Raw genomic sequence first — 21,874 nt, forward strand, 5'->3', positions numbered from 1 at the left:
TCGAATGTTCAAATTTAACGAGGAAAAGGGGCAACTCAAGTGCTCGTTTTGCGGAAAATCGCAAGAACAAGTTCGTAAGTTAGTCGCCGGTCCTGGCGTATACATTTGCGATGAATGTATCGAACTTTGCAATGAAATTGTTGAGGAAGAGCTCGGTGTAGAGGAAGAAGTTGAATTCAAAGACATTCCAAAACCACAAGAGATTCGTAACATCCTAGACGATTATGTCATTGGTCAAGACCGCGCCAAACGTGCGCTTTCAGTTGCTGTCTATAACCACTATAAACGTATCAACGCCGGTGGCCGTTCGGATGATGTCGAACTTGCGAAGTCGAACATCGTCATGATTGGACCAACGGGTAGCGGAAAAACGCTTCTCGCTCAGACGATGGCTCGCGTCTTGAACGTCCCATTCGCAATCGCGGATGCGACGAGCTTGACGGAAGCAGGTTACGTCGGGGAAGACGTTGAGAATATTTTGCTCAAATTGATTCAATCGGCTGACTATGATGTCGAGAAGGCTGAAAAAGGGATCATCTACATCGATGAAATCGATAAGATTGCCCGTAAGTCTGAAAACCCATCGATTACGCGTGACGTATCCGGTGAAGGCGTTCAGCAGGCGCTCCTTAAAATTCTTGAAGGCACGACAGCAAGCGTACCGCCACAAGGTGGACGTAAGCATCCGCATCAAGAATTTATCCAAATCGACACAACAAACATTCTCTTCATTGTCGGTGGCGCATTCGCCGGCATCGAATCGGTCGTCAAACGCCGAATCGGGAAGAAAGTCATCGGTTTCGGAAACGACCAAGAGAATCGCGAGTTGACGCAAGAGGACTTGCTCGCCCGCGCACTCCCTGAAGACCTTCAAAAATTCGGCTTGATTCCTGAGTTCATCGGACGTTTGCCAGTCATGGCGACGCTCACGACACTCGATGAAGAAGCGCTCGTTGAAATCTTGACGAAGCCGAAAAATGCTCTCGTCCGTCAGTACGAGAAAATGCTCGAGCTTGACGATGTCGAATTGACGTTCACAGACGAAGCATTGATTGAAATCGCCAAACTTGCAATCAAACGTAAGACTGGCGCGCGCGGTCTCCGCTCGATTATCGAAGAAATGATGCTCGATGTGATGTTCACTGTCCCATCGCGTGACGATATCGAGAAAGTCATCATCACGGATGAAACGATTACGGGTCTTGCCGGTCCGAAATACGTCCTTCGTGACGGTACTGTCGAACAGACAGGGGACAACAAAGAGACAGCATAATTCTTTAACGAAGAAGGCTCAAACACTCGGCATATCCGAGTTTTGGGCCTTTTTGCACAGGAGGCGTTGTATATGGAAAAATTACCAATCCTTCCTTTGCGAGGAGTCGTCGTATATCCGCTCATCGGTGTGACCATCGATGTCGGACGCCCGTTATCCCTTCGGGCGCTCCTTGCCGCAAAGGAGCATGAAACAGATTTGATTGTCGTGACACAGAAAGAAACAGGGAACGAATCACCGGAACCGGAAGACTTATACACGGTTGGAACGCGTGTCCACATCGCGAAGATGAGTGAACTGTCGAACGAGACGATTCGGGTTCGGATCGTCGGGAAAGAGCGTGTCCGTATCGACTCGGTCGAATCGACAGATGAAGGATGGTTCGCCAATATCGAGCCGGTCGAACTCGCAGAAGGGGAAGAGGTCGAACGAACGGCACTCGTCCGTCTGTTGAAAGAACAGTTCGGAAAACTCGTCGCAAACATTAAGGGTATGTCGCCAGATGAGCGTCGCCGTTTCGAGATGTATGAGCGGCTTGAATCACTCACGGACTATATCACGTCAAAACTCGATGTCGACGTCGAGCTTCGCCAAGCGATGCTCGAAGAGGCAGATGCCGTCAAGCGAGGACTTGAACTGCTTGAAATCATCGCACATGAAGTCGAAGTGATTGAGCTCGAGCAAGAGATGCGTGAGCGGACGAAGAAGTCAATTGAGCAGTCACAGCGCGAGTACTACTTACGGGAACAGATGAAGACGATCCAACAAGAACTCGGTGACCAGACGCAAGAGTCAGAACCGAACCGCCTTCGTGAGAAGCTAGAGGCGCTCGACTTGCCAGAGACGACGCGGAAGAACGTCATGCGTGAAGCGGAACGATTGAACGTCGTGCCGCAGACGTCTCCGGAGTATGCGGTCATCCGTAACTACCTCGACTGGGTCACCTCTCTTCCGTGGGGCATTGAGACGGAAGATAAGCTTGACGTGAAACATGCGGCAGACGTCCTTGATGATGACCATTACGGCTTAGAATCGGTAAAAGACCGTATCCTCGAGTATTTGGCCGTCCGCCAGTTGACGAACTCGCTTCGTGGACCAATCCTCTGTCTCGCCGGACCTCCAGGGGTCGGGAAGACGTCACTCGCCCGTTCGATCGCCTCGGCACTTGAACGTCACTTCGTTCGTGTCTCACTCGGTGGTGTGCGTGATGAGGCGGAAATCCGTGGGCACCGTCGTACGTATATCGGTGCGATGCCAGGACGGATCATCCGTGGGCTGAAGCAAGCGGAAAGCAAAAACCCGGTCTTCTTGCTCGATGAGATCGACAAGATGGCTTCTGACTTCAGAGGGGACCCGGCGTCCGCGATGCTAGAAGTGCTCGACCCGGAACAAAACGTCTCCTTCTCGGACCACTACATCGAAGAACCGTTCGATTTGTCGAACGTTCTCTTTATCGCAACTGCGAACGATGTCTCACAAATCCCAGCACCGCTTCTTGACCGGATGGAATTGATTCAAATCGGTGGGTACACAGAGCTTGAGAAAGTGGAGATTGCGAAGCGCCATTTGGTGACGAAACAATTGACAGAGCATGGATTGAAGAAGAGTCAGTTGACGATTAAAGAAGATGCGCTCTATGAAGTCGTCCGTCGTTACACACGTGAAGCCGGTGTCCGGAACTTAGAGCGCGTCATCGGATCACTCTGCCGAAAAGCCGCGAAACAAATCGCCATCGGGGAGAAGAAACGGGTCACGATTTCGAAAAAGGCGATCATCACGTATCTCGGGAAGCCGAAGTATCGCTACGGAAAAGGGGAGACCGAGGACTCCATCGGTGCGGTGACAGGCCTTGCCTACACGGCGTTTGGTGGCGACACGCTCACAATCGAAGTGGCGCTCGCTCCAGGGAAAGGCAAACTTCAGTTGACGGGGAAACTCGGTGATGTGATGCAGGAGTCGGCACAAACAGCATATAGCTATGTCCGTGCAAACGCAGAGCGGTTCGGGATTGACCCGACGTTCTATGAGCGACAAGACATTCACATTCACGTGCCAGAGGGTGCCGTGCCAAAAGACGGACCGTCGGCAGGAATCACGATTGCGACGGCCTTGATTTCCGCATTGACTGGGAAGAAAGTCCATCGTGATGTCGGGATGACAGGTGAGATCACACTCCGTGGACGTGTCTTGCCGATCGGCGGATTGAAAGAAAAAGCGCTCGCTGCTCATCGAGCCGGGTTGACGACCATCGTCATTCCGAAAGATAATGAGCGAGACATCGATGATATTCAAGAGACGGTTCGTGAGAAATTGACGTTCGTTCCCGTGACGACACTCGATGAAGTACTAGATGTAGCATTTGGAGGAAATTAAATGAAGATCAACAAAGCAGAGTTTGTGACGAGTGCCGTCGCGCCAGACCATTACCCGGTCCATGAATTGCCGGAAGTGGCACTTGCCGGGCGGTCGAACGTCGGGAAATCGTCGTTCATCAATAAGATTTGCCAACGGAAGGCGCTCGCACGGACGTCTTCGAAACCAGGGAAGACACAGACCCTTAACTTCTTCAACATCAATGATGAGATCATGTTCGTTGACGTTCCGGGATACGGATATGCGAAAGTATCGAAGACGGAACGTGAGAAGTGGGGCGTCATGATGGAACAGTATTTGACGAGTCAAGAGGCGCTTCGCGGCGTCGTCTTACTCGTCGATATCCGTCATGATCCGACGGGTGACGATGTGACGATGTACAACTTCTTGAAACATTATGAGATTCCGGTCATCGTTGTGGCGACGAAACTCGATAAAATCAAGAAGAGTCAGCGTCAAAAACATGAGGCGGCGGTGAAACGCAAGCTTCAATTCGATCCATCTGACCGTTTTGTCGCCTTCTCAGCCGAGACGGCAGAAGGAAAAGATGAGGCGTGGAAAGCGATTTACGCACTCATCACAGAAGGCGAATAAGGAGAAGGCGGAGGGATTCCTTCGCCTTTTTGTTTTTGTCAGCCCGCAAGCGGGTAATTATCGTATAATCATAGTTAGTACATAGTCATCATTGTAAACGAGGTGGAGAAATGCAACGCATGTTTGAAAACAAATGGTATCGCGCCCTCTTTTGGACGTTGACCATCTTTTTAGTCATTTGGGTCGGGACACAGATCTCATTCGTGTTTGAACCGATTCAAGTTATTTTGGCACTCGTCACGGTTCCGCTTATTGTGGCCGGACTCTTCTTTTATTTCCTGGTCGGGATTGTCGACTTCTTAGAGAAACGCTTAAAAGGGAAGAGAACACTAGCTGTAGCCGTCACACTGATCGGACTCGTGCTTATTTTTACACTTGTCTTCAGTATTCTCGGACCGGTTTTAGGCGAACAAATCACGTCGCTCGTCAACGCTATGCCGAGTATCGCAAAAGAACTTCAGAAACAGGCGTTCGCTGTCCGTGACACGTTGTTACAAAATGAGTTCTTTGCACGCTTCATGGCAGAAAATGACGAGATGTTCCGTAACTTGACGACGAACATCACGTCGTACTTAGGAGACTTATTTGGAAACATTGCCTCGTCATTCGGTCAAGTCGTCGGATTCGTGACGTCAGCGGTCATCACGATCGTTGTGATCCCGTTCATGCTTCTTTACATGTTACTCGACGGGAAACGTTTACCAGACGCTATCGTCAAACTCTTACCCTCGAGCTATGAGAAAGAGACGCGTCACATCTTGCATGACATGCACGAGACGGTGCGGAGCTACGTCAATGCACAGTTGCTCGTCGCATTCTTCGTCGGAATCACGTCACTGATCGGTCTATGGATCGTCGGTGTAGATTATGCCATCTTGCTCGCACTCTTCATGATGGTAACAAATATCATCCCTTACGTCGGGCCGTTCCTAGGGGCTGCACCGGCAGTGGTCGTGGCATTCATTCAAGATCCGATCAAGGTATTATGGGTCATCGTTGTCATCATCGTCGTGCAACAAATTGAGTCGAACGTCATCTCGCCACTCATTCAAGGGAAGTCGTTAAAAGTACACCCGCTCACGATCATCATCGTCTTGCTCGTGGCAGGAAATTTGGCCGGTATCATCGGAATGCTCATCGCTGTACCGTTTTATGCGGTCGCCAAAACGGTTGTCCAGAATATCGTTCGTATCTATAAATTACGAGAACGTGAGCATTATTTAGACAAAGAGGAGCCCGAGAGTCCGATTATTACGGACCCGAACTCGCCAAATCCATAAGAAAAAAGGGTAGGAATGGAGTTTCGCCATTTCTACTTCTTTTTGTCACAAAAAGTTCTTATTTTATTTCAGGAAAATCAAACAGAAGATTATAGTTACCAGATAAGAACTGTTATAATGTACGGTAGAGATTGAAAAAAAGAAGAGACAACCGTCGGTGGATTTTAGATGAGGGGAAGAGATACATGCATATTGTCGTCGTTGGACTAAATAACAAGACAGCCCCTGTCGCGATTCGGGAGCAGTTCTCGTTTGGGGAGCAAGAAATCGTGGATGCGATGATTGCACTTCGCGAAGAGAAGAGCATTTTCGAGTCGGTTATTTTGTCTACGTGTAACCGGACGGAGCTGTACGTCGTGACAGATCAACTCCATACTGGACGTTATTACACGAAACGTTTCTTGGCGAACTGGTTCAACCTAGAGATGGAGCAGTTCACACCATACTTGTCGATTCGAGAAGGGGAAGAGGCGATTCGCCACTTGTTCCGTGTCACGTCGGGCCTCGACTCGATGATCATCGGGGAAACACAAATTTTAGGTCAAGTGAAGACGAGTTTCTTCCGTGCCCAGGAGCATGGAACGACAGGAACGGTCTTCAACAAATTATTCAAAGAAGCGGTCACACTCGCGAAGCGCGCCCATACGGACACGCAAATTGGGGAAATGTCTGTATCGGTCAGTTCGGCTGCCGTGACGCTCGCACAAGAGATGTATCAACAGCTTGAAGACAAACAAGTCGTCGTCGTCGGAGCCGGTGAGACGGGTGAATTGACGACACTCAACTTATTTGAAGCAGGTGCGAAACAAATCGCTGTCTTCAACCGGACGGAGAGCAAAGCAAAAGCTGTAGCGGATAAGTTCAAAGGCCGTGCCCATTCGATTCGTGAGATCGCATGTGGATTACTTGATGCAGATATTTTGATTAGTTCGACCGGGGCGAAGGATGCCGTCATTGGATACGACGATGTAGCGGCTGCACAGTTGTTGCGCCGCGAACGTCCGCTTCTTCTCATTGACATCGCTGTGCCGCGAGATATCGATCCAGCGGTCGCGACACTTCCGGGTGTGCATTTGTTCGATGTCGATGATTTGAACGGAATCGTAAACAAAAATCTTGAAGCGCGTCTCGTCGAGGCTGAAAAGATTGAAATGAAAATCGATGAAGCGATTCAAGAGTTCCAAACATGGCTCATCACGCTTGGTGTCGTGCCAATCATGAATGAGTTGCGTGCTCGTGCCCTTGATATTCAAGAAGACACGATGACGAGTCTTGAGCGTAAGCTCGATCACTTGTCAGCACGAGACAAGAAAGTCATCGGGAAGCACATGAAGTCGATCATCAATCAAATGCTTCGTGACCCGATTGACTACATTAAAGATGCAGCGGCTCAACCGGATGCGAACGTTCGAATCGCTCAATTCATCGAGACGTTCGGACTTGATGTCGAGTTGCCGGAACAACCTGTAGACGAAGTGGAAGAAACAGATGCCACTTCTGCCAAAGCACCACTTCGCGCATTGATGCGCTAACAAGACAAAAAGGCGACGCGTGTCGCCTTTTTCTATGAAGGAGAGATTGAACATGCGGAAAATCATTGTCGGCTCACGCCGTTCCCAACTCGCCATGACTCAAACAAAATGGGTCATCGAGCAGTTGAAGCAAGCTGGAGCAAAGAACGAGTTCGAGATTAAAGAAATCGTGACGAAAGGTGACCAAATCGTCGACGTGCAATTGTCGAAAGTCGGTGGGAAAGGGTTGTTCGTCAAAGAGATTCAACAACAGATGCTCGATGGGGACATCGATTTCGCCGTACACAGCATGAAAGACGTTCCGGCCGAACTACCAGAAGAACTCTATATTAGCTGCATGCCGAAACGTGTCGATGCGCGTGACGTCCTCATCTGTGAGAACGGCTACACGTTCGAGACGCTTCCAAAAGGTTCGATTGTCGGAACGAGCTCACTCCGTCGTGGTGCTCAAATCTTGGCAGCCCGTCCTGACCTTGAGATTCAATGGATTCGTGGAAACATCGACACGCGTCTGAAGAAGTTAGACTCCGAGAACTACAATGCTATCTTGCTCGCGAAAGCAGGACTCGAGCGGATGGGATGGACGGATCGTGTCGATTTTGAAGCGCTCGACCCGGACGTCATGGTACCGGCTGTCGGCCAGGGCGTACTCGCCATCGAGAGCCGCAAGGACGATGCAGAAGTGACAGCAGTGCTTCAATTGTTGCATGATGATGTGACGGCGAAAGCGGCTACAGCAGAGCGCACCTTCTTAAAAGCAATCGAAGGAAGTTGTCACGTACCGGTCGGTGGTTATGCGACGGTCGACGGTGACGACGTGACACTGACAGGTCTCATCGCGTCAGTGGACGGGAAAGAAGTGCTTCGCGTGACGAAAACGTCAACGGACGGAATCGCACTCGGAATGGACGTCGCAGAAGAATTGCTCGGTCGTGGCGGGCGTGAAATCCTCGCCTCGGTCAATGAGTGACGTTTGGTACACGGGAACGAAACGAATGACCGCTTCGCAACGGGCACGGCTCGAGGCGAGCGGTCTTTCCGTTCATCATGTCCCGCTCATTCAGACGAGAGAGACGTATACACCGCCACCCGTGGAACGATTCGATTGGCTCGTCGTCACGAGTCAAAACGCGGTGCAAGCCCTTCGGAATCTGACGCGTGACGTCAAGGTCGCCGCTGTCGGAGAGAAGACGAAGCGGGCGCTTGAAGCGGAGGGCTTTACCGTCTCGCTCATGCCGGAGACGTATACGGGTGAGGCGCTTTTTGAGCAGTTATCTGACGTTGTTTCGACCGATGATGTCGTCTTGTTTGCACGTGGCAATTTGGCGAACACGTCGCATATGTCGATGCTGCCTTGCGTGTATGACTGGGTCGTCTATGAGACGATTCCAATCCGATTGACCTCGGCCCAACAACAACAACTCGAGACGGTGAAGGCGTTACTCGTCTTGAGTCCGTCGGCCGTCGATGCGCTCACACCACACTTGTCCCACTTCAACGGGACGTGGTACGCCATTGGCGAAGTGACCGAACGCGCCGTCCGACAAGTGTCGACATTACCGGTACGAGTGCCAGAATGTTATACTATGGATGCATTAATACAGTGTGTAGGGGAGGATTTTTCATGAACCAGTTTGACCGTCACCGTCGTCTTCGCTCATCGAAGTCGATGCGTGCCCTCGTACGTGAAAATCATGTTCGAAAAGAAGATTTGATTTACCCGCTCTTCATCATTGAAGGGACTAACATTAAACGTGAAGTCAGCTCGATGCCTGGCGTCTTCAATTATTCACTTGACCGACTCGAAGAAGAGATCAAAGAAATCGTCGACCTCGGTCTCCAATCTGTGCTTTTGTTCGGTGTGCCGGAACATAAAGACCCGGAAGGCAGCGAAGCGTATCATGACCACGGCATCGTCCAGGAAGCGATTCGTAAAGTGAAGGAGTGGGCGCCACAGCTCACGGTCATCGCCGATACGTGCCTTTGTGAGTACACGTCGACAGGTCATTGTGGTCTCGTGAAAGATGGGGACGTCGATAACGACGCATCACTTCCACTTCACGTCCAGACAGCCATTACGCAAGCACAAGCGGGTGCCGATGTCATCGCACCGAGCTCGATGATGGATGGATTCGTCGCAGCTATCCGTGAAGGTCTGGACCAAAACGGATTCAGTCACATTCCAATCATGAGCTACGGCGTCAAATATGCGTCTGCGTATTACGGACCGTTCCGTGACGCAGCCCAATCGGCTCCTGGTGAAGGCGACCGTAAAGGGTATCAGATGGACCCGGCGAACCGTCGTGAGGCGTTCCGTGAGTCACAATCGGACGTCGAACAAGGTGCCGACTTCATGATCGTCAAACCGGCTCTCGCGTTCATGGACATCATCCGTGACATGCGCGACTCACTCGATATGCCAATCGTGGCGTATAACGTGAGCGGAGAGTATGCGATGATCAAAGCCGCGTCACTCAACGACTGGGTCGACGAAGAACGCATCGTCATGGAGACGATGGTCGGATTCAAACGTGCCGGTGCCGATCTCATCGTCACGTATTTCGCAAAAGACGTCTGTCGCTATTTGGAAGGAGACTACGCATGACATACAACCAAACGCGCTCACAGGAAGCGTTCGAACAAGCTCGTCCACTCATGCCAGGCGGTGTCAACAGCCCGGTCCGTGCCTATAAATCGGTCGGCATGACGCCAATCTTCGCCGAACGCGGTGAAGGTTCACGCGTCTATGACATCGACGGCAACGAGTATATCGATTACGTCCTCTCATGGGGACCACTCATCCTCGGTCACCGTCACCCGGTCGTCACGAAAGCGATTCAAGAACAAGCCGAAAAAGGCTGGACGTTCGGGACGCCGACCGAGCTTGAGACGAAGATGGCAGAGCTCGTCATCGACCGCGTCCCATCGATCGAGATGGTCCGTATGGTCAACTCGGGTACGGAAGCGACGATGGCGGCACTTCGCCTCGCTCGCGGCTACACCGGGAAGACAAAGATTTTGAAATTCGAAGGATGTTACCATGGACACGGGGACTCGCTTCTCATTAAAGCCGGTTCTGGTGTCGCGACGCTCGGTCTCCCGGACTCACCAGGTGTACCGAAAGAGCTCGCGAGCCATACGCTCACGGTTCCTTACAATGATTTGGACGCAGTCCGCGTCGCCTTTGAAAAATACGGTGATGATCTCGCTGGTGTCATCGTCGAACCGGCCGCAGGAAACATGGGCTTCGTGCCACCACAACCAGGGTTCCTCGAAGGACTTCGTGAGATCACGGAACAAAACGGCGCGCTTCTCATCTTTGATGAGGTCATGACGGGCTTCCGTGTCGGATACAACTGTGCACAAGGGTACTTCGGTGTCACACCGGACCTCACATGTCTCGGGAAAGTCATCGGCGGCGGACTTCCGGTCGGCGCTTACGGCGGGAAACGTGAGATCATGGAACAAATCGCACCGCAAGGTCCGATCTATCAAGCAGGGACGCTCTCGGGTAACCCACTTGCGATGATTGCCGGTTACACGACACTCTCGCAACTCAAACCGGAGCACTACGCGGAGTTCGAGCGTAAAGCAGACCGTCTCGCGGAAGGCTTCACGCAGGCCGGTGAGAAATACAACATCCCACACGACACGAACCGTGCTGGCTCGATGTTCGGTTTCTTCTTCACGAACGAGAAAGTGACGAACTTCGAGAAAGCGAAGTCGGCAAACCTCGAGATGTTCCGTTCGTACTATCAGAAGATGGCGGCGCGCGGCGTCTTCTTGCCACCGTCACAGTTCGAAGGATTGTTCCTATCGACGGCTCATACGGACGAGGATATCGAGAAGACGATTGCAGCGGTCGAGGCGACGTTCAAGGAGCTTCAAGAAGAGTTTTCACTCTAATCTTGACTGCTGACGTTTCTGTCGCTAAAATTATTTAACAGATACGATGAATGGCTTTGATGAGGAGTAGTACGCATACTCCATTCCTTTTAGAGACGCGACCGCTTGGTGAAAGGTTGCGAGGGATGGACGCGGAAGTCGCCTCGGAGCTGACTTTCTGAATGGAGTAGGAAAGTTCGGTCCATCGACCGTTATTCGATTTTGAGTGCGCCACTTTTTGGCGAACTAAGGTGGTACCGCGGAAGATCACGGCTTCTTTCGTCCTTAGCGTATAGGACGAGAGAAGCCGTTTTTGTGTTCACCAATAACATAGAGGAGGCGCTACACATGGCCCATGAGACAAATGAAATCACCATGCCGACGAAGTACGACCCAAGTGCGACGGAGTCAAAATGGTACGACTACTGGTTAGAGAACGATGTATTTAAAGCAGACGAGGACGATTCGAAACAACCGTACACGATTGTCATCCCACCACCGAACGTTACCGGGAAACTTCACCTTGGTCACGCCTGGGATACGACGCTTCAAGACTTGTTGACACGCCTCAAGCGTATGCAAGGCTATGACGTGCTCTGGCTCCCAGGGATGGACCACGCCGGAATCGCGACACAAGCGAAAGTCGAGCAAAAACTCCGTGAAGAAGGCGTCATGCGTTACGACCTCGGACGTGAGAAGTTCCTCGAGAAGACGTGGGAATGGAAAGACGAGTATGCGAAGACGATTCGCGACCAATGGTCAAAACTTGGTCTCGGTCTCGACTACTCGCGTGAGCGCTTCACACTCGACGAAGGGCTCTCAAAAGCCGTTCAAGAAGTATTCGTCCGTCTTTATGAAAAAGGCTTGATCTATCGTGGCGAATATATCGTCAACTGGGACCCGGCTCAAAAGACGGCCGTTTCAGATATCGAGGTCATTTATCAAGAAGTCGAGGGTGCATTCTATCACATGAAATACCCACTCGCTGACGGTTCAGGTCATATCGAAATCGCAACGACACGTCCCGAGACGATGCTCGGTGATACGGCGGTTGCCGTCAACCCGAAAGATGAGCGTTACACACACCTCATCGGCAAGACGATCATGCTTCCAGTCATGAACCGTGAGATCCCGATCGTTGCCGACGACTATGTCGACATGGAGTTCGGTACAGGTTGCGTGAAAATTACGCCAGCACACGACCCGAACGACTTTGAAATCGGAAACCGTCATGAGCTTCCACGCATCCTCGTCATGGATGAAGGCGGGAAGATGAACGAGAATGCTGGTAAGTACGAAGGGCTCGACCGCTTCGAATGCCGCAAGCAACTCGTCAAAGACCTAGAGGCGGACGGCACACTCGTGAAGATTGAGCCACACACGCACTCGGTCGGTCATTCGGAGCGTTCAGGCGCGGTCATCGAGCCATACCTTTCTAAACAATGGTTCGTTGACATGGAGCCACTCGCGAAAGCGGCACTCGAGGCACAAGGGAACGACGACACGAAAGTCAACTTCGTCCCAGAGCGCTTCGAAGGGACATACCTCCGTTGGATGGAGAACATCCGCGACTGGTGTATCAGCCGCCAACTTTGGTGGGGCCACCGCATCCCGGCTTGGTACCATAACGAGACAGGTGAAGTATATGTAGGGAAAGAGGCGCCAGCGGATAGTGAGAACTGGACACAAGACGAAGACGTTCTTGACACATGGTTCTCGTCAGCACTCTGGCCGTTCTCAACGATGGGCTGGCCGGATACGGACGCACCGGACTTCAACCGTTACTTCCCGACGAGCGCGCTCGTCACGGGATACGACATCATCTTCTTCTGGGTATCGCGTATGATCTTCCAATCACTCGAGTTCACAGGGAAGCAACCGTTCAACGATGTCCTCATCCACGGTCTCATCCGTGACTCGGAAGGACGCAAGATGTCGAAATCTCTCGGTAACGGCGTTGACCCGATGGAAGTCATCGACCAATACGGAGCGGATTCACTCCGTTGGTTCCTCCTCACAGGTTCGACACCAGGGAACGACCTTCGTTTCTATTGGGAGAAGATCGAGTCGACATGGAACTTCTCGAACAAGATTTGGAACGCAAGTCGTTTCGCGCTCATGAACATGGATGGACTCAAAGTCGAAGACATCGACCTCACGGGCGAGAAGACGCTTGCTGATAAGTGGATTTTGACACGCTTGAACGACACGATTGACCAAGTGACACGCCTCGTCGACAAGTACGAGTTCGGTGAAGCTGGTCGTTACTTGTACAACTTCATCTGGGAAGAGTTCTGTAACTGGTACATCGAGATGGCGAAACTCACGCTCTACGGTGAGGACGAAGCGGCGAAGCACACGACACGTTCGGTCCTCGCGCATACGCTCGATTCGATCATGCGTCTCATGCACCCGTTCATGCCGTTCCTTACAGAGGAAATTTGGCAACACTTGCCGCACGAAGGCGATTCAATCGTTCGTGCAAGCTACCCGACGCGTCGTGATGACCTTCACTTCGCCGATTCGGTTCCAGCGTTTGAAGCTGTGATGAACGTCATCCGCTCGGTTCGTAACATCCGTGCCGAAGTGAACGCACCGATGTCGAAACCGATCCAGCTCTTCATTTCGACGAGCGATGATGCGACACAAGGTTACTTGAGCGAGAACGAAATGACGATCGGTAAGTTCACGAACGCGACAGAGCTTGAAATCGGACGTGGTCTCACGGCCCCGGACAAGTCGATGTCCGCGATCATGACGGGAGCAGAGCTCTTCATCCCACTCGCAGACCTCATCAACTTCGAAGAAGAAATCGCCCGTCTTGAAAAAGAAGTGGCGAAGTATGAAAAAGAAGTCGAGCGCGTGCAGAAGAAACTCGGAAACCAAGGCTTTATCGCCAAGGCACCGGCTCACGTCATCGACGAAGAGAAAGCAAAAGAAAAAGACTACCTCGACAAGCGTGACGCGGTCCGCGCCCGTTTGGAAGAGTTGCGTAAGTAAGATATACACCTTCTTTGGAGATTGACTCTCTGAAGAAGGTTTTTTTGTGTTTTGGTAGAATTTGGAGAGATAGACGTAGAAAAGGGGATATGAGATGAGACGAATCGGGGTAATATGTATTCTTGTGTTGGGACTAGCGGGGTGTATGACACCAAAAGAGACGAAATCTATCGAAACAGTGGATGTGATGGATGTGGAAGAAATCGAAAAGGAGAGAGTGATTGATGAATCCCAATTTCCAGACGTAGAAGTGACGGGGACGACGATTGTTGAAGTGCCAGAAGGAACGAAACAGATTTCAGATGCCGTTGTGGTACAAACGACCCTTCAATATGAAGATGGGTCGACGAGATATTTATCGAAAGATCACATTTTAACGGAGACGATGGTCGGAGGAATCGGTTTAGTTGCGATGACCGTCCCTGACCGTGAGAACCCGTTTGGCGTATTCATTTACGATGTGAGAAATGAGTGGGCGCAGCGTGGCATGCAACGTTTCGGGATTCCAGAAACATCATCAGCGTTCGTTCACGGATTAGATCTTCCTAATAAAGAGATGGAGGCCATCAGTACGGATTATTCAGGTAGCGATTGGTCGGTGAAGCTTTGGACGTTATATGATGAGACACACCTCATCAGTATCATTGCGACGGATTCTTTCACTGAAGTAGAAGGGGAGATGTCGGAACAGCCAGAACCGTATGTTTTGAAACAATCATATGGGAACGGTTTATACTATTTATCACAAGGAAGACTGATTATCGTGACAGGAAATATCTCGGAAAAAGAGTTATTGACGATGGTCGATTCTTTACCGGAACCTTCGTCTGGATCGTTCCCTTTCTATGAAACAGAGTAAAACAAGAACCGAGCGTCAAGAGCGACGTTCGGTTCGTTTGTTGAAAAGCCACAAGGCGATGACTCCAATCGTCAATAGCATTGGAATTTGAGTGAAGAGTGGGGTCGTAAAACCGATTCGAAACAGATGGACGATATATGTAAAATATAGAGCTCCAACCACTGATGAAAGTATGATATAGAAGAGTCTCACACCTCTTCCTCCTCACTCCAAAACGGCAAGCGACCTGTTGAAATATAGTAAGAAGACATGAAGAGCGTACCGATTGCTACACCGGTCAAATGTGGCTGAATCGGTTGATCGACTAAAGTTAGAAACAGACTATACACTACATAAGCTGCAGAAGAGATGATGAGGACCATCAACGGGATGAGTCTTTTCATATTGTTTCACTCCATTCCAATACACTCGAATATTTTATGAACTACTTTCTATTACGCTAACTCGATGTGATTGGTTTCAAAAAACCATCTCGCAAAAAGCGAAATGGTTCATGTGCCACAAAACGTCTGATACGGATACGTCCGCGAGGGGCCTGCCGACAAGTATTCAGCCGGTTTGTCGTAGTTATATGGGTCACGCAAAATGGTGAGTAGTGACTCGGTCGGACCGAAGTCACCGCGTTCTGCTGCTTGAATCGCTTTTTCAACATGATGATTTCGGGGAATGACGGCCGGGTTATATTGGCGCATGATTCGACTGACGTCCTCGTCCGGGAGACCTTGCTCACTCAGGCGTTTACGCCAAGCACCAAGCCAGGCCTTACCGTCTTCCCGAGTTGCGAATGGGAGAGATTCCATCTCACCAAGCGTCAGCGAGCGGAACGTATTCGTATAATCTGCCTCCGTCTCCATCATCAAGCGGAGCAGTTCATCCGCTAGCTCATCGTCACCATCTTTTCGAACGAATAGGCCAATCTTATGTGCGAGTCCGGTAAAATACGCTTCTTTATACAGCTCGGTATAACGGGTGAGTTGCTTGTTCGCGACATCAACCGCTTCTTCTTTCGTTTCGCCAAGGAGCGGCAGCAACGTCTCCGCCAGTCGGGCGAGGTTCCAAGACCCGATATATGGTTGATTCGCATAGGCGTAACGTCCATCTCGGTCGATCGAGCTGAAGACCGTCTCCGGATGATACGTGTCCATGAACGCGCATGGTCCGTAATCGAGACCTTCACCGCTGATGAACATATTGTCCGTATTCATCACCCCATGAATGAACCCGACGAGTTGCCAGTTGGCAATCAGTCTCGCCTGTCTTTCGACGACGCGTCCGAGGAACTGTTCATAGCGATTCGGTGCATCGATCAAGTCTGGGTCGTGTCGTTTGATTGCTACTTCAGTAAGAGCGATGACGTCATCGATGGAGCCGGCGCCTGCTGCGAATTGGAATGTTCCGACACGAAGATGACTTGAGGCGACCCGAGTCAGGATCGCTCCATGCTTCGGACCTTGACGCATGATGGCTTCCCCTGTCTGAACGACGGCGAGCGCCCGGTTCGTCGGAATGCCGAGGGCGTGCATCGCCTCGCAGATGATGAACTCGCGTACCATTGGCCCGAGTGCGGCTCGTCCGTCGCCCCCTCTAGAATACTCCGTCGGTCCAGAACCCTTCAGTTGCACATCGACACGCTTCCCGTTCGGAGTCACATGTTCCCCGAGCATGAGGGCGCGTCCGTCCCCGAGCATCGTCAAGTTGCCGAATTGGTGTCCAGCGTATGCTTGTGAGAAAGACGTCTCTGTTTGACGATTGCCGGCAAATAAATCGATGTCTTGTTTGAGACTTTGCGCATCAAGGCCGAGCGAAGCGGCTAATGCATCGTTAAACAAGACGAGTGTCGGATTGTCGACCGGATGGATGGGTCCGCGGTCGTAAAAGATGTCACGTAGTTCGAGGTACGTCGCCTCGAAGTTCCAGTCAGTTGTCATGGCGCATGCCTCCTTCTTCGCTTCGAGTATAGCACAGACTGTTTTCCATAACGGCTGTCGTGAATTTTGATAAGATGAAACAGAAGTGTAAACAGTAGGAGTGTGGAAGATGAAGACGAGACAAGATGTATTCGATTGGTTGAGTGGACAGCTTCGCTTCGGGATCAAACCGGGTCTTGAGCGGATGAGCTGGATGATTGAGCAATTAGGGTTAGAAGAACGCCGATCCATCCATGTGGCCGGGACGAACGGAAAAGGGTCGACCGTCGCGTTTTTACGGGCGATGGCGATGGAGAACGGCTTATCTGTCGGCACATTCACCTCCCCTTATATCATTCAGTTCGAGGAGCGGATCATGTTGAACGGGGAACCGATTCCTGAAGACGCGCTCATCGACGTGGCGAACCGTGTCAAAGCTCGTGCGGACGAGGCGCCAGAGACGCTGACGGAGTTTGAGCTATTGACGATGATGGCATGGTGCTATTTTGATGACACACGTCCTGACTTGATCATTTGGGAAGTCGGTCTCGGGGGACGACTTGATTCGACCAATGTGTTGACGCATCCACTTGCGACCATTGTCACGTCAATTGGACATGACCATCAAGGCATTCTCGGCGATACGCTTGAAGAGATTGCACAAGAGAAATACGGCATCATGAAACGCGATGTCCCGATGTTTCATAGTATTGGTGAGGAACGATTGGTTGAGTTGTTGCATCAAAAAGGGGACGATGTAGGTTCTTCCATTCATGATGTTCGTCCACTCGTGAAGAAAATTGTGGACGGGGCAGACACAGTTGTGACGTATGAGAATATGCCATCTGTCGTGCTCGGATTGACAGGACATCATCAAGCGTATAACGGGGCGTGTGCCGTGGCGGTGGCGCGTCACCTCGGTTGGCGCGATGACGCCATCCAAAAAGGGCTCGAGCGAGCACAACATCCGGGGCGGTATGAGCTCGTCTCCAAACGACCGCGTATCATTTTAGACGGGGCACATAATCCGGAAGGCATCGAGGCCTTGGTTTTACAAGCCAAATATGAGACAGACGTGACAGTGTTGACGGCGATTTTAGAAGATAAAGACCGTGACAAGATGATTCACGCGCTTCAAGAAATTGGAGACGTTTACGAAACGACATTTGACTTTCCACGTGCTAGAACGAAAGCACAACTAGAGAAAGATGGGGCGCGCTTTGTCGAATGGAAAGCATGGCTACAGAATTGGGTCGAGTCGCCGACAAGCGAGACGTTGATTGTGACCGGGTCTCTTTATTTCATCAGTGAAGTGAGACGTTTCCTAAGCTAAAACATTTACCTGATGTCAAAGAAATAGATGTATATTTTTTCAAGTGGGTGGGATAATTAGTAGTGAAGACTAAAAATAGGGAGGACTATTCATTGCGTAAACTCATGCAATACATAGCGGTTCTCGTATTAATCATATCCATTATTCCACAGAGAGTAGTTGCGGAGACCAATCAACCGATTTTAAACGTGTTGGTTCTTCGTGATGCTTTTACTGCTTCGAAAGTACTTTCAGTGACTGAATACAATAATGCGGTGAATTCGTATCGTGCTTCACTGAATGTAAATACTGCAAAAGTAAATGCGCAGTTCATGACAATTAAACAATTTAACGCATCCCGTTTTCCGATGACAGGTGCATTCGATGCGGTCATGATTGGGAGCAGTCCTTTAACTGAGAAATATAAAAATGGGACGCTTGTCGTCAACTCGAAAAATCATGACACGACAAATCAATTGAACGATTTGACAGAATTGAAAGCTACGGAACTGTTCAATACAGTTGTCCGTGTCGGCTTGCCGCTTCTGATGCATGAGGATGCTGCGAACGGCGATACACAGTTAAAACGCTTGGCAGCCTATCAACGTGATTATGCGAACGTGAAAGTCTTTAATCGAAATGATCAACAGAATGTCGATCGTGAGATGGCGCAGCAGTTGAATCAACTCACCATTTCCCGTCCGAGATTTCAATCAACTGAAGTGAAGTACAACAATCAGTCGATTAGCAATCAGACGATTCAAGTAAAAGATGGTGTCCGTCATCCAATCAACTTTGCCTATACTTTATCGCAACCACCAACTCCTTCGGCATTCGTAGAATTGTATATCGATTACGACCATAACGATCGATTTGATGCGGATGAAAAAGTCATTGAGCAACAGGCAAAAGAATCGGGAACGCTCAATTTCACATTATCGCGTCCAACGTTTAGCGGACCGAAGAACTGGATGCTCGTTGTCAAGGATTCGTTGACAGGTCGAGCTGATTATCGTAAGGGGAGTATTCTTTACCTCGATGAAAAAGTGAAAGCGAACATCTTACAGCTCACTGCAGGAACCGGCACGAACGGAAGAATTTCAAGCTATTTATCTAATATGTTAGTAGACCCGTCTGGGAATTATGAATTCAATTTAACGGACGGTACAACGAGTCAGTTTGAGGGTGGTACTTATGATCAGGCATTACTCAATAACGACTACGATATGCTGATCTTTGGTTTCCAAGATTCGTACAACGTTTATGGAAGCATGAATGCTGCGGCCACTGCGAAAGTCAAACGTTTCAGTGAAACAGGACAAGGCGTCATGTTGACGCACGATACGATTTTCCGTACGAATAGTTCGTCATCGCCTACGTCCGAGTGGGAACGTCAATTTGTGAATGCCAATCCTTCACTGAATATCTCAGGGCAAAAAATGTACACGAACATGGGATTTGGTGCTCCTGAAACAACCAATAAGGCAGTCAAGGTACAGGATGGGATTTTCACTTCTTATCCGTATCGCCTCGACGATTCGATTAAAAATATCTCAAATACCCATAACCAATATTTCACACTCGATTTGAATGATCCGGATGTGACGCCTTGGTACAACCTGTATTCAACAGGTGGAAATCGTGTATATGGAGATGCAAACAATCATTACTATACGTATACAAAAAACAATTTCACCTACTCCGGTGCTGGGCACACAAACAAGTTTTCGGTAGAAGATGAGAAGAAAATCTTCATCAATACGATGTATCGCGCCTTTATCGGAGCAAATCATAAACCTTACAACGTGATTGAGTCCGTCAGTGATTCAAACCAGTCCTATACTTCTGCTGATTTAAAAGCCGGGTCTGTCGAAGTGACTGCGGGACAAGATGTCAAATTGATGTGGCGGCCGAGCGATTATGACTTCCAAGACTTGTTCCTCAATTCAACAATCACGTATAACGGGAAACAGGTCGCATTCGATAACTTACGCAACTACGAAGTTAAAGAGTTTACGATTCCGGCAGCGGATGTTGTCGCAGATCGGCCGATTGAAGTGAAAATCGAGACGTCCGATCAACGGAATGCGAAGGTGATCGATACGTTCACCATCAACGTCAAACGTGCGGAGAATGTTTCCGACTTGATTCAAGTGTCCCGTTCGATTGACCCGTCGACAATCAACTTGTACGAAACGGGAACGATTCACTATCAAGTTCAATATCCGGAACGTTTCGATCGATTGCCGAATCAGTTGGGCGATAAGTTTTTACGAGTGGATTCAACCTCTTTCTCAGAAAAACTGCCAAGTCAACTCGAAGTCGTGGCGATTCGTGACACGAACGGAAATGAATATCCTGTCACGAAGCCGAATGAAATCAAGTTACAGTTGAAGCCGGACTTGTACTATGAACGAAATGGGAACACGAACATTTTCCTCCCGAACGATAGTGGAGACCGGACCGTGAAGTTTGAAGTAGTCGTCCGAGCCATCGAGCCTTCTGCCTCACTCATCCAGTTGAAAAAAGCGGATAACCAATTAACGACGTTAATTGAGTATTCGAAGAAGCAAGATCACATTTTAGATAAACTCAACGACTGGGATAAGGAATTAGAGGTTCAATCATCGTTCCCAGACTTGCTGATCAATATCGGGGCGCCGTACGCGTATGAAGCGAAGATTCCTGACGTCACCTTACAAATTGGGGCACAGCAAATTGTGAGTCCGACCATCACGGATGCGAAAGGAAACACCTTTACGAACCCGAAATGGAGTAGCTTGAAGTGGGAAATCGTCGATGCGAGCGGTGTCGCGAGACTCGTCACCCAAGGGAACAATGCGATTGTGACCGGTTTGAAAACAGGAACTGCGAAGTTGCGATTGACAATCGATCCGGGCGATAAGAGACCCCTTGTCGTAGCGGAGTCGAAAGTCAATGTAATCAGTCCGCCTGAGCAACTTACTATTCAGTCGAAAGAGTTGTATGTCGGTCAAACGACTACGGTCACACCAAAAATCATGCCCGAAACGGCTCAATACAAGTCGGTTCGCTATGTCGTCGAATCTGGGGATAGTGTGAAGTTTGAACAAGTTGGCAACAACTTGAACATCATTGGACTGAAACCGGGTACGACTCAGTTTAAGGCGACTGTAGATGTCGGTGACCTCTTCGGTGGCTTGAATATCGCTACTCCGAGCACCGTCTTTACCATCCAAGTCAAGGCACCATCCTTGAGCCAAACGCCGAGCCAACTCGACCTTTGGGTATGGGATAGTTTGGATGAAGAAAAACGCGTGAACGAAGTCGCCTCGATTCAAGTGACCTCAACACCAACCGTATCCATTCCGTTTGAACGAATCGGGTCCATCCCATCTGCTTTGACGGTGACACAAAGTGCGACAGGATATGAATTACGTGCCAACCATGGTTACGGAAATAATGGTGTCGTGACTGACATTCCAATTCAGACGACATTCGATGACAATGCGTTACGAAACATTCGTTCGAACACGTCGATTGTCCGTGTCAACGAATACCCGAACCAATTGATGTCAAAAGACATGACAATCAATATTGGTGAAGGGACGGCACCACGACTACCTCTCCTTGAGTACTGGCCTACGACTTCGACTTGGCGTGACTATCGCATGGAGATTGTATCCGGCGAAGAATATGTTCAAGTGAGTGGATCAGGTAAAGAGTTGATTCCAGTGAAACCTGGTGTGGCGAAAGTGGAAGTCTACACGACGCTTCCGGCTGGAAAACCGTTTGAAGCCGTGAAGGATACGTTTTATGTACGCATCATCCAAACGAATGCCTCGGGACAGGATGATGACCGTTATTAAGTGAATGGCAG

16 protein-coding genes and 1 other annotated feature are annotated in these 21,874 nt (G+C 49.9%); of the genes, 13 read left to right on the plus strand and 3 right to left on the minus strand.

What is annotated here, in order from left to right:
* Positions 1-4 precede the first annotated feature (4 nt).
* The 11 genes from clpX to GVY42_RS00285 all read left to right on the plus strand — a co-directional run bounded on the left by clpX (position 5) and on the right by GVY42_RS00285 (position 14,796).
* Positions 5-1,273, plus strand: coding sequence for an ATP-dependent protease ATP-binding subunit ClpX (clpX, locus tag GVY42_RS00235; protein WP_015881113.1), 1,269 nt, complete (start codon positions 5-7; stop codon positions 1,271-1,273).
* Positions 1,274-1,345: 72 nt separating this feature from the next.
* A complete protein-coding gene (gene lon / locus GVY42_RS00240) occupies positions 1,346-3,646 on the plus strand; it encodes an endopeptidase La (RefSeq protein ID WP_201302233.1) in 2,301 nt (766 codons plus the stop codon).
* Complete coding sequence (gene yihA / locus GVY42_RS00245) at positions 3,647-4,240, plus strand: ribosome biogenesis GTP-binding protein YihA/YsxC (RefSeq protein WP_015881115.1); 594 nt, start codon at positions 3,647-3,649, stop codon at positions 4,238-4,240.
* Between the two features lie 110 nt (positions 4,241-4,350).
* Positions 4,351-5,520 (plus strand): AI-2E family transporter, encoded by a 1,170-nt coding sequence (locus tag GVY42_RS00250; RefSeq protein ID WP_159561964.1) that lies wholly within the window; start codon positions 4,351-4,353, stop codon positions 5,518-5,520.
* Positions 5,521-5,705: 185 nt separating this feature from the next.
* Positions 5,706-7,052 carry a glutamyl-tRNA reductase gene (gene hemA, locus GVY42_RS00255; protein ID WP_074037529.1) on the plus strand — a complete coding sequence of 449 codons (1,347 nt, stop codon included), beginning with the start codon at positions 5,706-5,708 and terminating at the stop codon, positions 7,050-7,052.
* Positions 7,053-7,104: 52 nt separating this feature from the next.
* On the plus strand, positions 7,105-8,022 hold the full coding sequence (gene hemC / locus GVY42_RS00260) for a hydroxymethylbilane synthase (protein ID WP_074037527.1): 918 nt from the start codon (positions 7,105-7,107) through the stop codon (positions 8,020-8,022).
* 25 nt (positions 8,023-8,047) lie between these two features.
* Entirely contained in the window at positions 8,048-8,680 is a 633-nt protein-coding gene (locus GVY42_RS00265; protein WP_159561965.1) for a uroporphyrinogen-III synthase, read from the plus strand.
* On the plus strand, positions 8,677-9,657 hold the full coding sequence (hemB, locus tag GVY42_RS00270; RefSeq protein WP_074037524.1) for a porphobilinogen synthase: 981 nt from the start codon (positions 8,677-8,679) through the stop codon (positions 9,655-9,657). The genes GVY42_RS00265 and hemB overlap by 4 nt, the downstream gene beginning before the upstream one ends.
* A complete protein-coding gene (gene hemL, locus GVY42_RS00275; RefSeq protein WP_159561966.1) occupies positions 9,654-10,958 on the plus strand; it encodes a glutamate-1-semialdehyde 2,1-aminomutase in 1,305 nt (434 codons plus the stop codon). The genes hemB and hemL overlap by 4 nt, the downstream gene beginning before the upstream one ends.
* Positions 10,959-11,005: 47 nt before the next feature.
* Positions 11,006-11,227: a binding site (T-box leader), on the plus strand.
* Between the two features lie 58 nt (positions 11,228-11,285).
* A complete protein-coding gene (locus GVY42_RS00280; protein WP_159561967.1) occupies positions 11,286-13,937 on the plus strand; it encodes a valine--tRNA ligase in 2,652 nt (883 codons plus the stop codon).
* Positions 13,938-14,031: 94 nt separating this feature from the next.
* Complete coding sequence (locus GVY42_RS00285; RefSeq protein ID WP_159561968.1) at positions 14,032-14,796, plus strand: hypothetical protein; 765 nt, start codon at positions 14,032-14,034, stop codon at positions 14,794-14,796.
* 15 nt (positions 14,797-14,811) lie between these two features.
* Here the strand turns inward: GVY42_RS00285 and GVY42_RS00290 are convergent, their stop codons facing one another.
* The 3 genes from GVY42_RS00290 to GVY42_RS00300 all read right to left on the minus strand — a co-directional run bounded on the left by GVY42_RS00290 (position 14,812) and on the right by GVY42_RS00300 (position 16,724).
* Positions 14,812-14,988, minus strand: coding sequence for a hypothetical protein (locus tag GVY42_RS00290; protein ID WP_159561969.1), 177 nt, complete (start codon positions 14,986-14,988; stop codon positions 14,812-14,814).
* Positions 14,985-15,179, minus strand: a complete 195-nt coding sequence (locus tag GVY42_RS00295; RefSeq protein ID WP_159561970.1) for a hypothetical protein — start codon at positions 15,177-15,179, stop codon at positions 14,985-14,987. Before GVY42_RS00295 ends, GVY42_RS00290 begins: the two co-directional genes overlap by 4 nt.
* Positions 15,180-15,287: 108 nt before the next feature.
* On the minus strand, positions 15,288-16,724 hold the full coding sequence (locus GVY42_RS00300; RefSeq protein WP_159561971.1) for a YdiU family protein: 1,437 nt from the start codon (positions 16,722-16,724) through the stop codon (positions 15,288-15,290).
* 109 nt (positions 16,725-16,833) lie between these two features.
* Between GVY42_RS00300 and GVY42_RS00305 the strand changes: the two genes are divergently transcribed.
* Both GVY42_RS00305 and GVY42_RS00310 read left to right on the plus strand, forming a co-directional pair.
* Positions 16,834-18,036, plus strand: coding sequence for a folylpolyglutamate synthase/dihydrofolate synthase family protein (locus GVY42_RS00305; RefSeq protein ID WP_159561972.1), 1,203 nt, complete (start codon positions 16,834-16,836; stop codon positions 18,034-18,036).
* A gap of 92 nt (positions 18,037-18,128) precedes the next feature.
* Positions 18,129-21,863, plus strand: coding sequence for a DUF5057 domain-containing protein (locus GVY42_RS00310; RefSeq protein WP_159561973.1), 3,735 nt, complete (start codon positions 18,129-18,131; stop codon positions 21,861-21,863).
* The last annotated feature ends 11 nt before the right edge of the window (positions 21,864-21,874 follow it).

This window comes from Exiguobacterium sp. 8A, from assembly GCF_902506275.1.
Classification (GTDB): Bacteria; Bacillota; Bacilli; order Exiguobacteriales; family Exiguobacteriaceae; genus Exiguobacterium; species Exiguobacterium profundum.

Coding starts and splice junctions, on each gene's coding strand:
- GVY42_RS00250 (WP_159561964.1), top strand. CDS start 4,351: ATGCAACGCATGTTTGAAAACAAATGGTATCGCGCCCTCTTTTGGACG.
- clpX (WP_015881113.1), top strand. CDS start 5: ATGTTCAAATTTAACGAGGAAAAGGGGCAACTCAAGTGCTCGTTTTGC.
- GVY42_RS00285 (WP_159561968.1), top strand. CDS start 14,032: ATGAGACGAATCGGGGTAATATGTATTCTTGTGTTGGGACTAGCGGGG.
- GVY42_RS00265 (WP_159561965.1), top strand. CDS start 8,048: ATGACCGCTTCGCAACGGGCACGGCTCGAGGCGAGCGGTCTTTCCGTT.
- yihA (WP_015881115.1), top strand. CDS start 3,647: ATGAAGATCAACAAAGCAGAGTTTGTGACGAGTGCCGTCGCGCCAGAC.
- hemC (WP_074037527.1), top strand. CDS start 7,105: ATGCGGAAAATCATTGTCGGCTCACGCCGTTCCCAACTCGCCATGACT.
- GVY42_RS00300 (WP_159561971.1), bottom strand. CDS start 16,724: ATGACAACTGACTGGAACTTCGAGGCGACGTACCTCGAACTACGTGAC.
- hemL (WP_159561966.1), top strand. CDS start 9,654: ATGACATACAACCAAACGCGCTCACAGGAAGCGTTCGAACAAGCTCGT.
- lon (WP_201302233.1), top strand. CDS start 1,346: ATGGAAAAATTACCAATCCTTCCTTTGCGAGGAGTCGTCGTATATCCG.
- hemB (WP_074037524.1), top strand. CDS start 8,677: ATGAACCAGTTTGACCGTCACCGTCGTCTTCGCTCATCGAAGTCGATG.
- hemA (WP_074037529.1), top strand. CDS start 5,706: ATGCATATTGTCGTCGTTGGACTAAATAACAAGACAGCCCCTGTCGCG.
- GVY42_RS00280 (WP_159561967.1), top strand. CDS start 11,286: ATGGCCCATGAGACAAATGAAATCACCATGCCGACGAAGTACGACCCA.
- GVY42_RS00295 (WP_159561970.1), bottom strand. CDS start 15,179: ATGAAAAGACTCATCCCGTTGATGGTCCTCATCATCTCTTCTGCAGCT.
- GVY42_RS00305 (WP_159561972.1), top strand. CDS start 16,834: ATGAAGACGAGACAAGATGTATTCGATTGGTTGAGTGGACAGCTTCGC.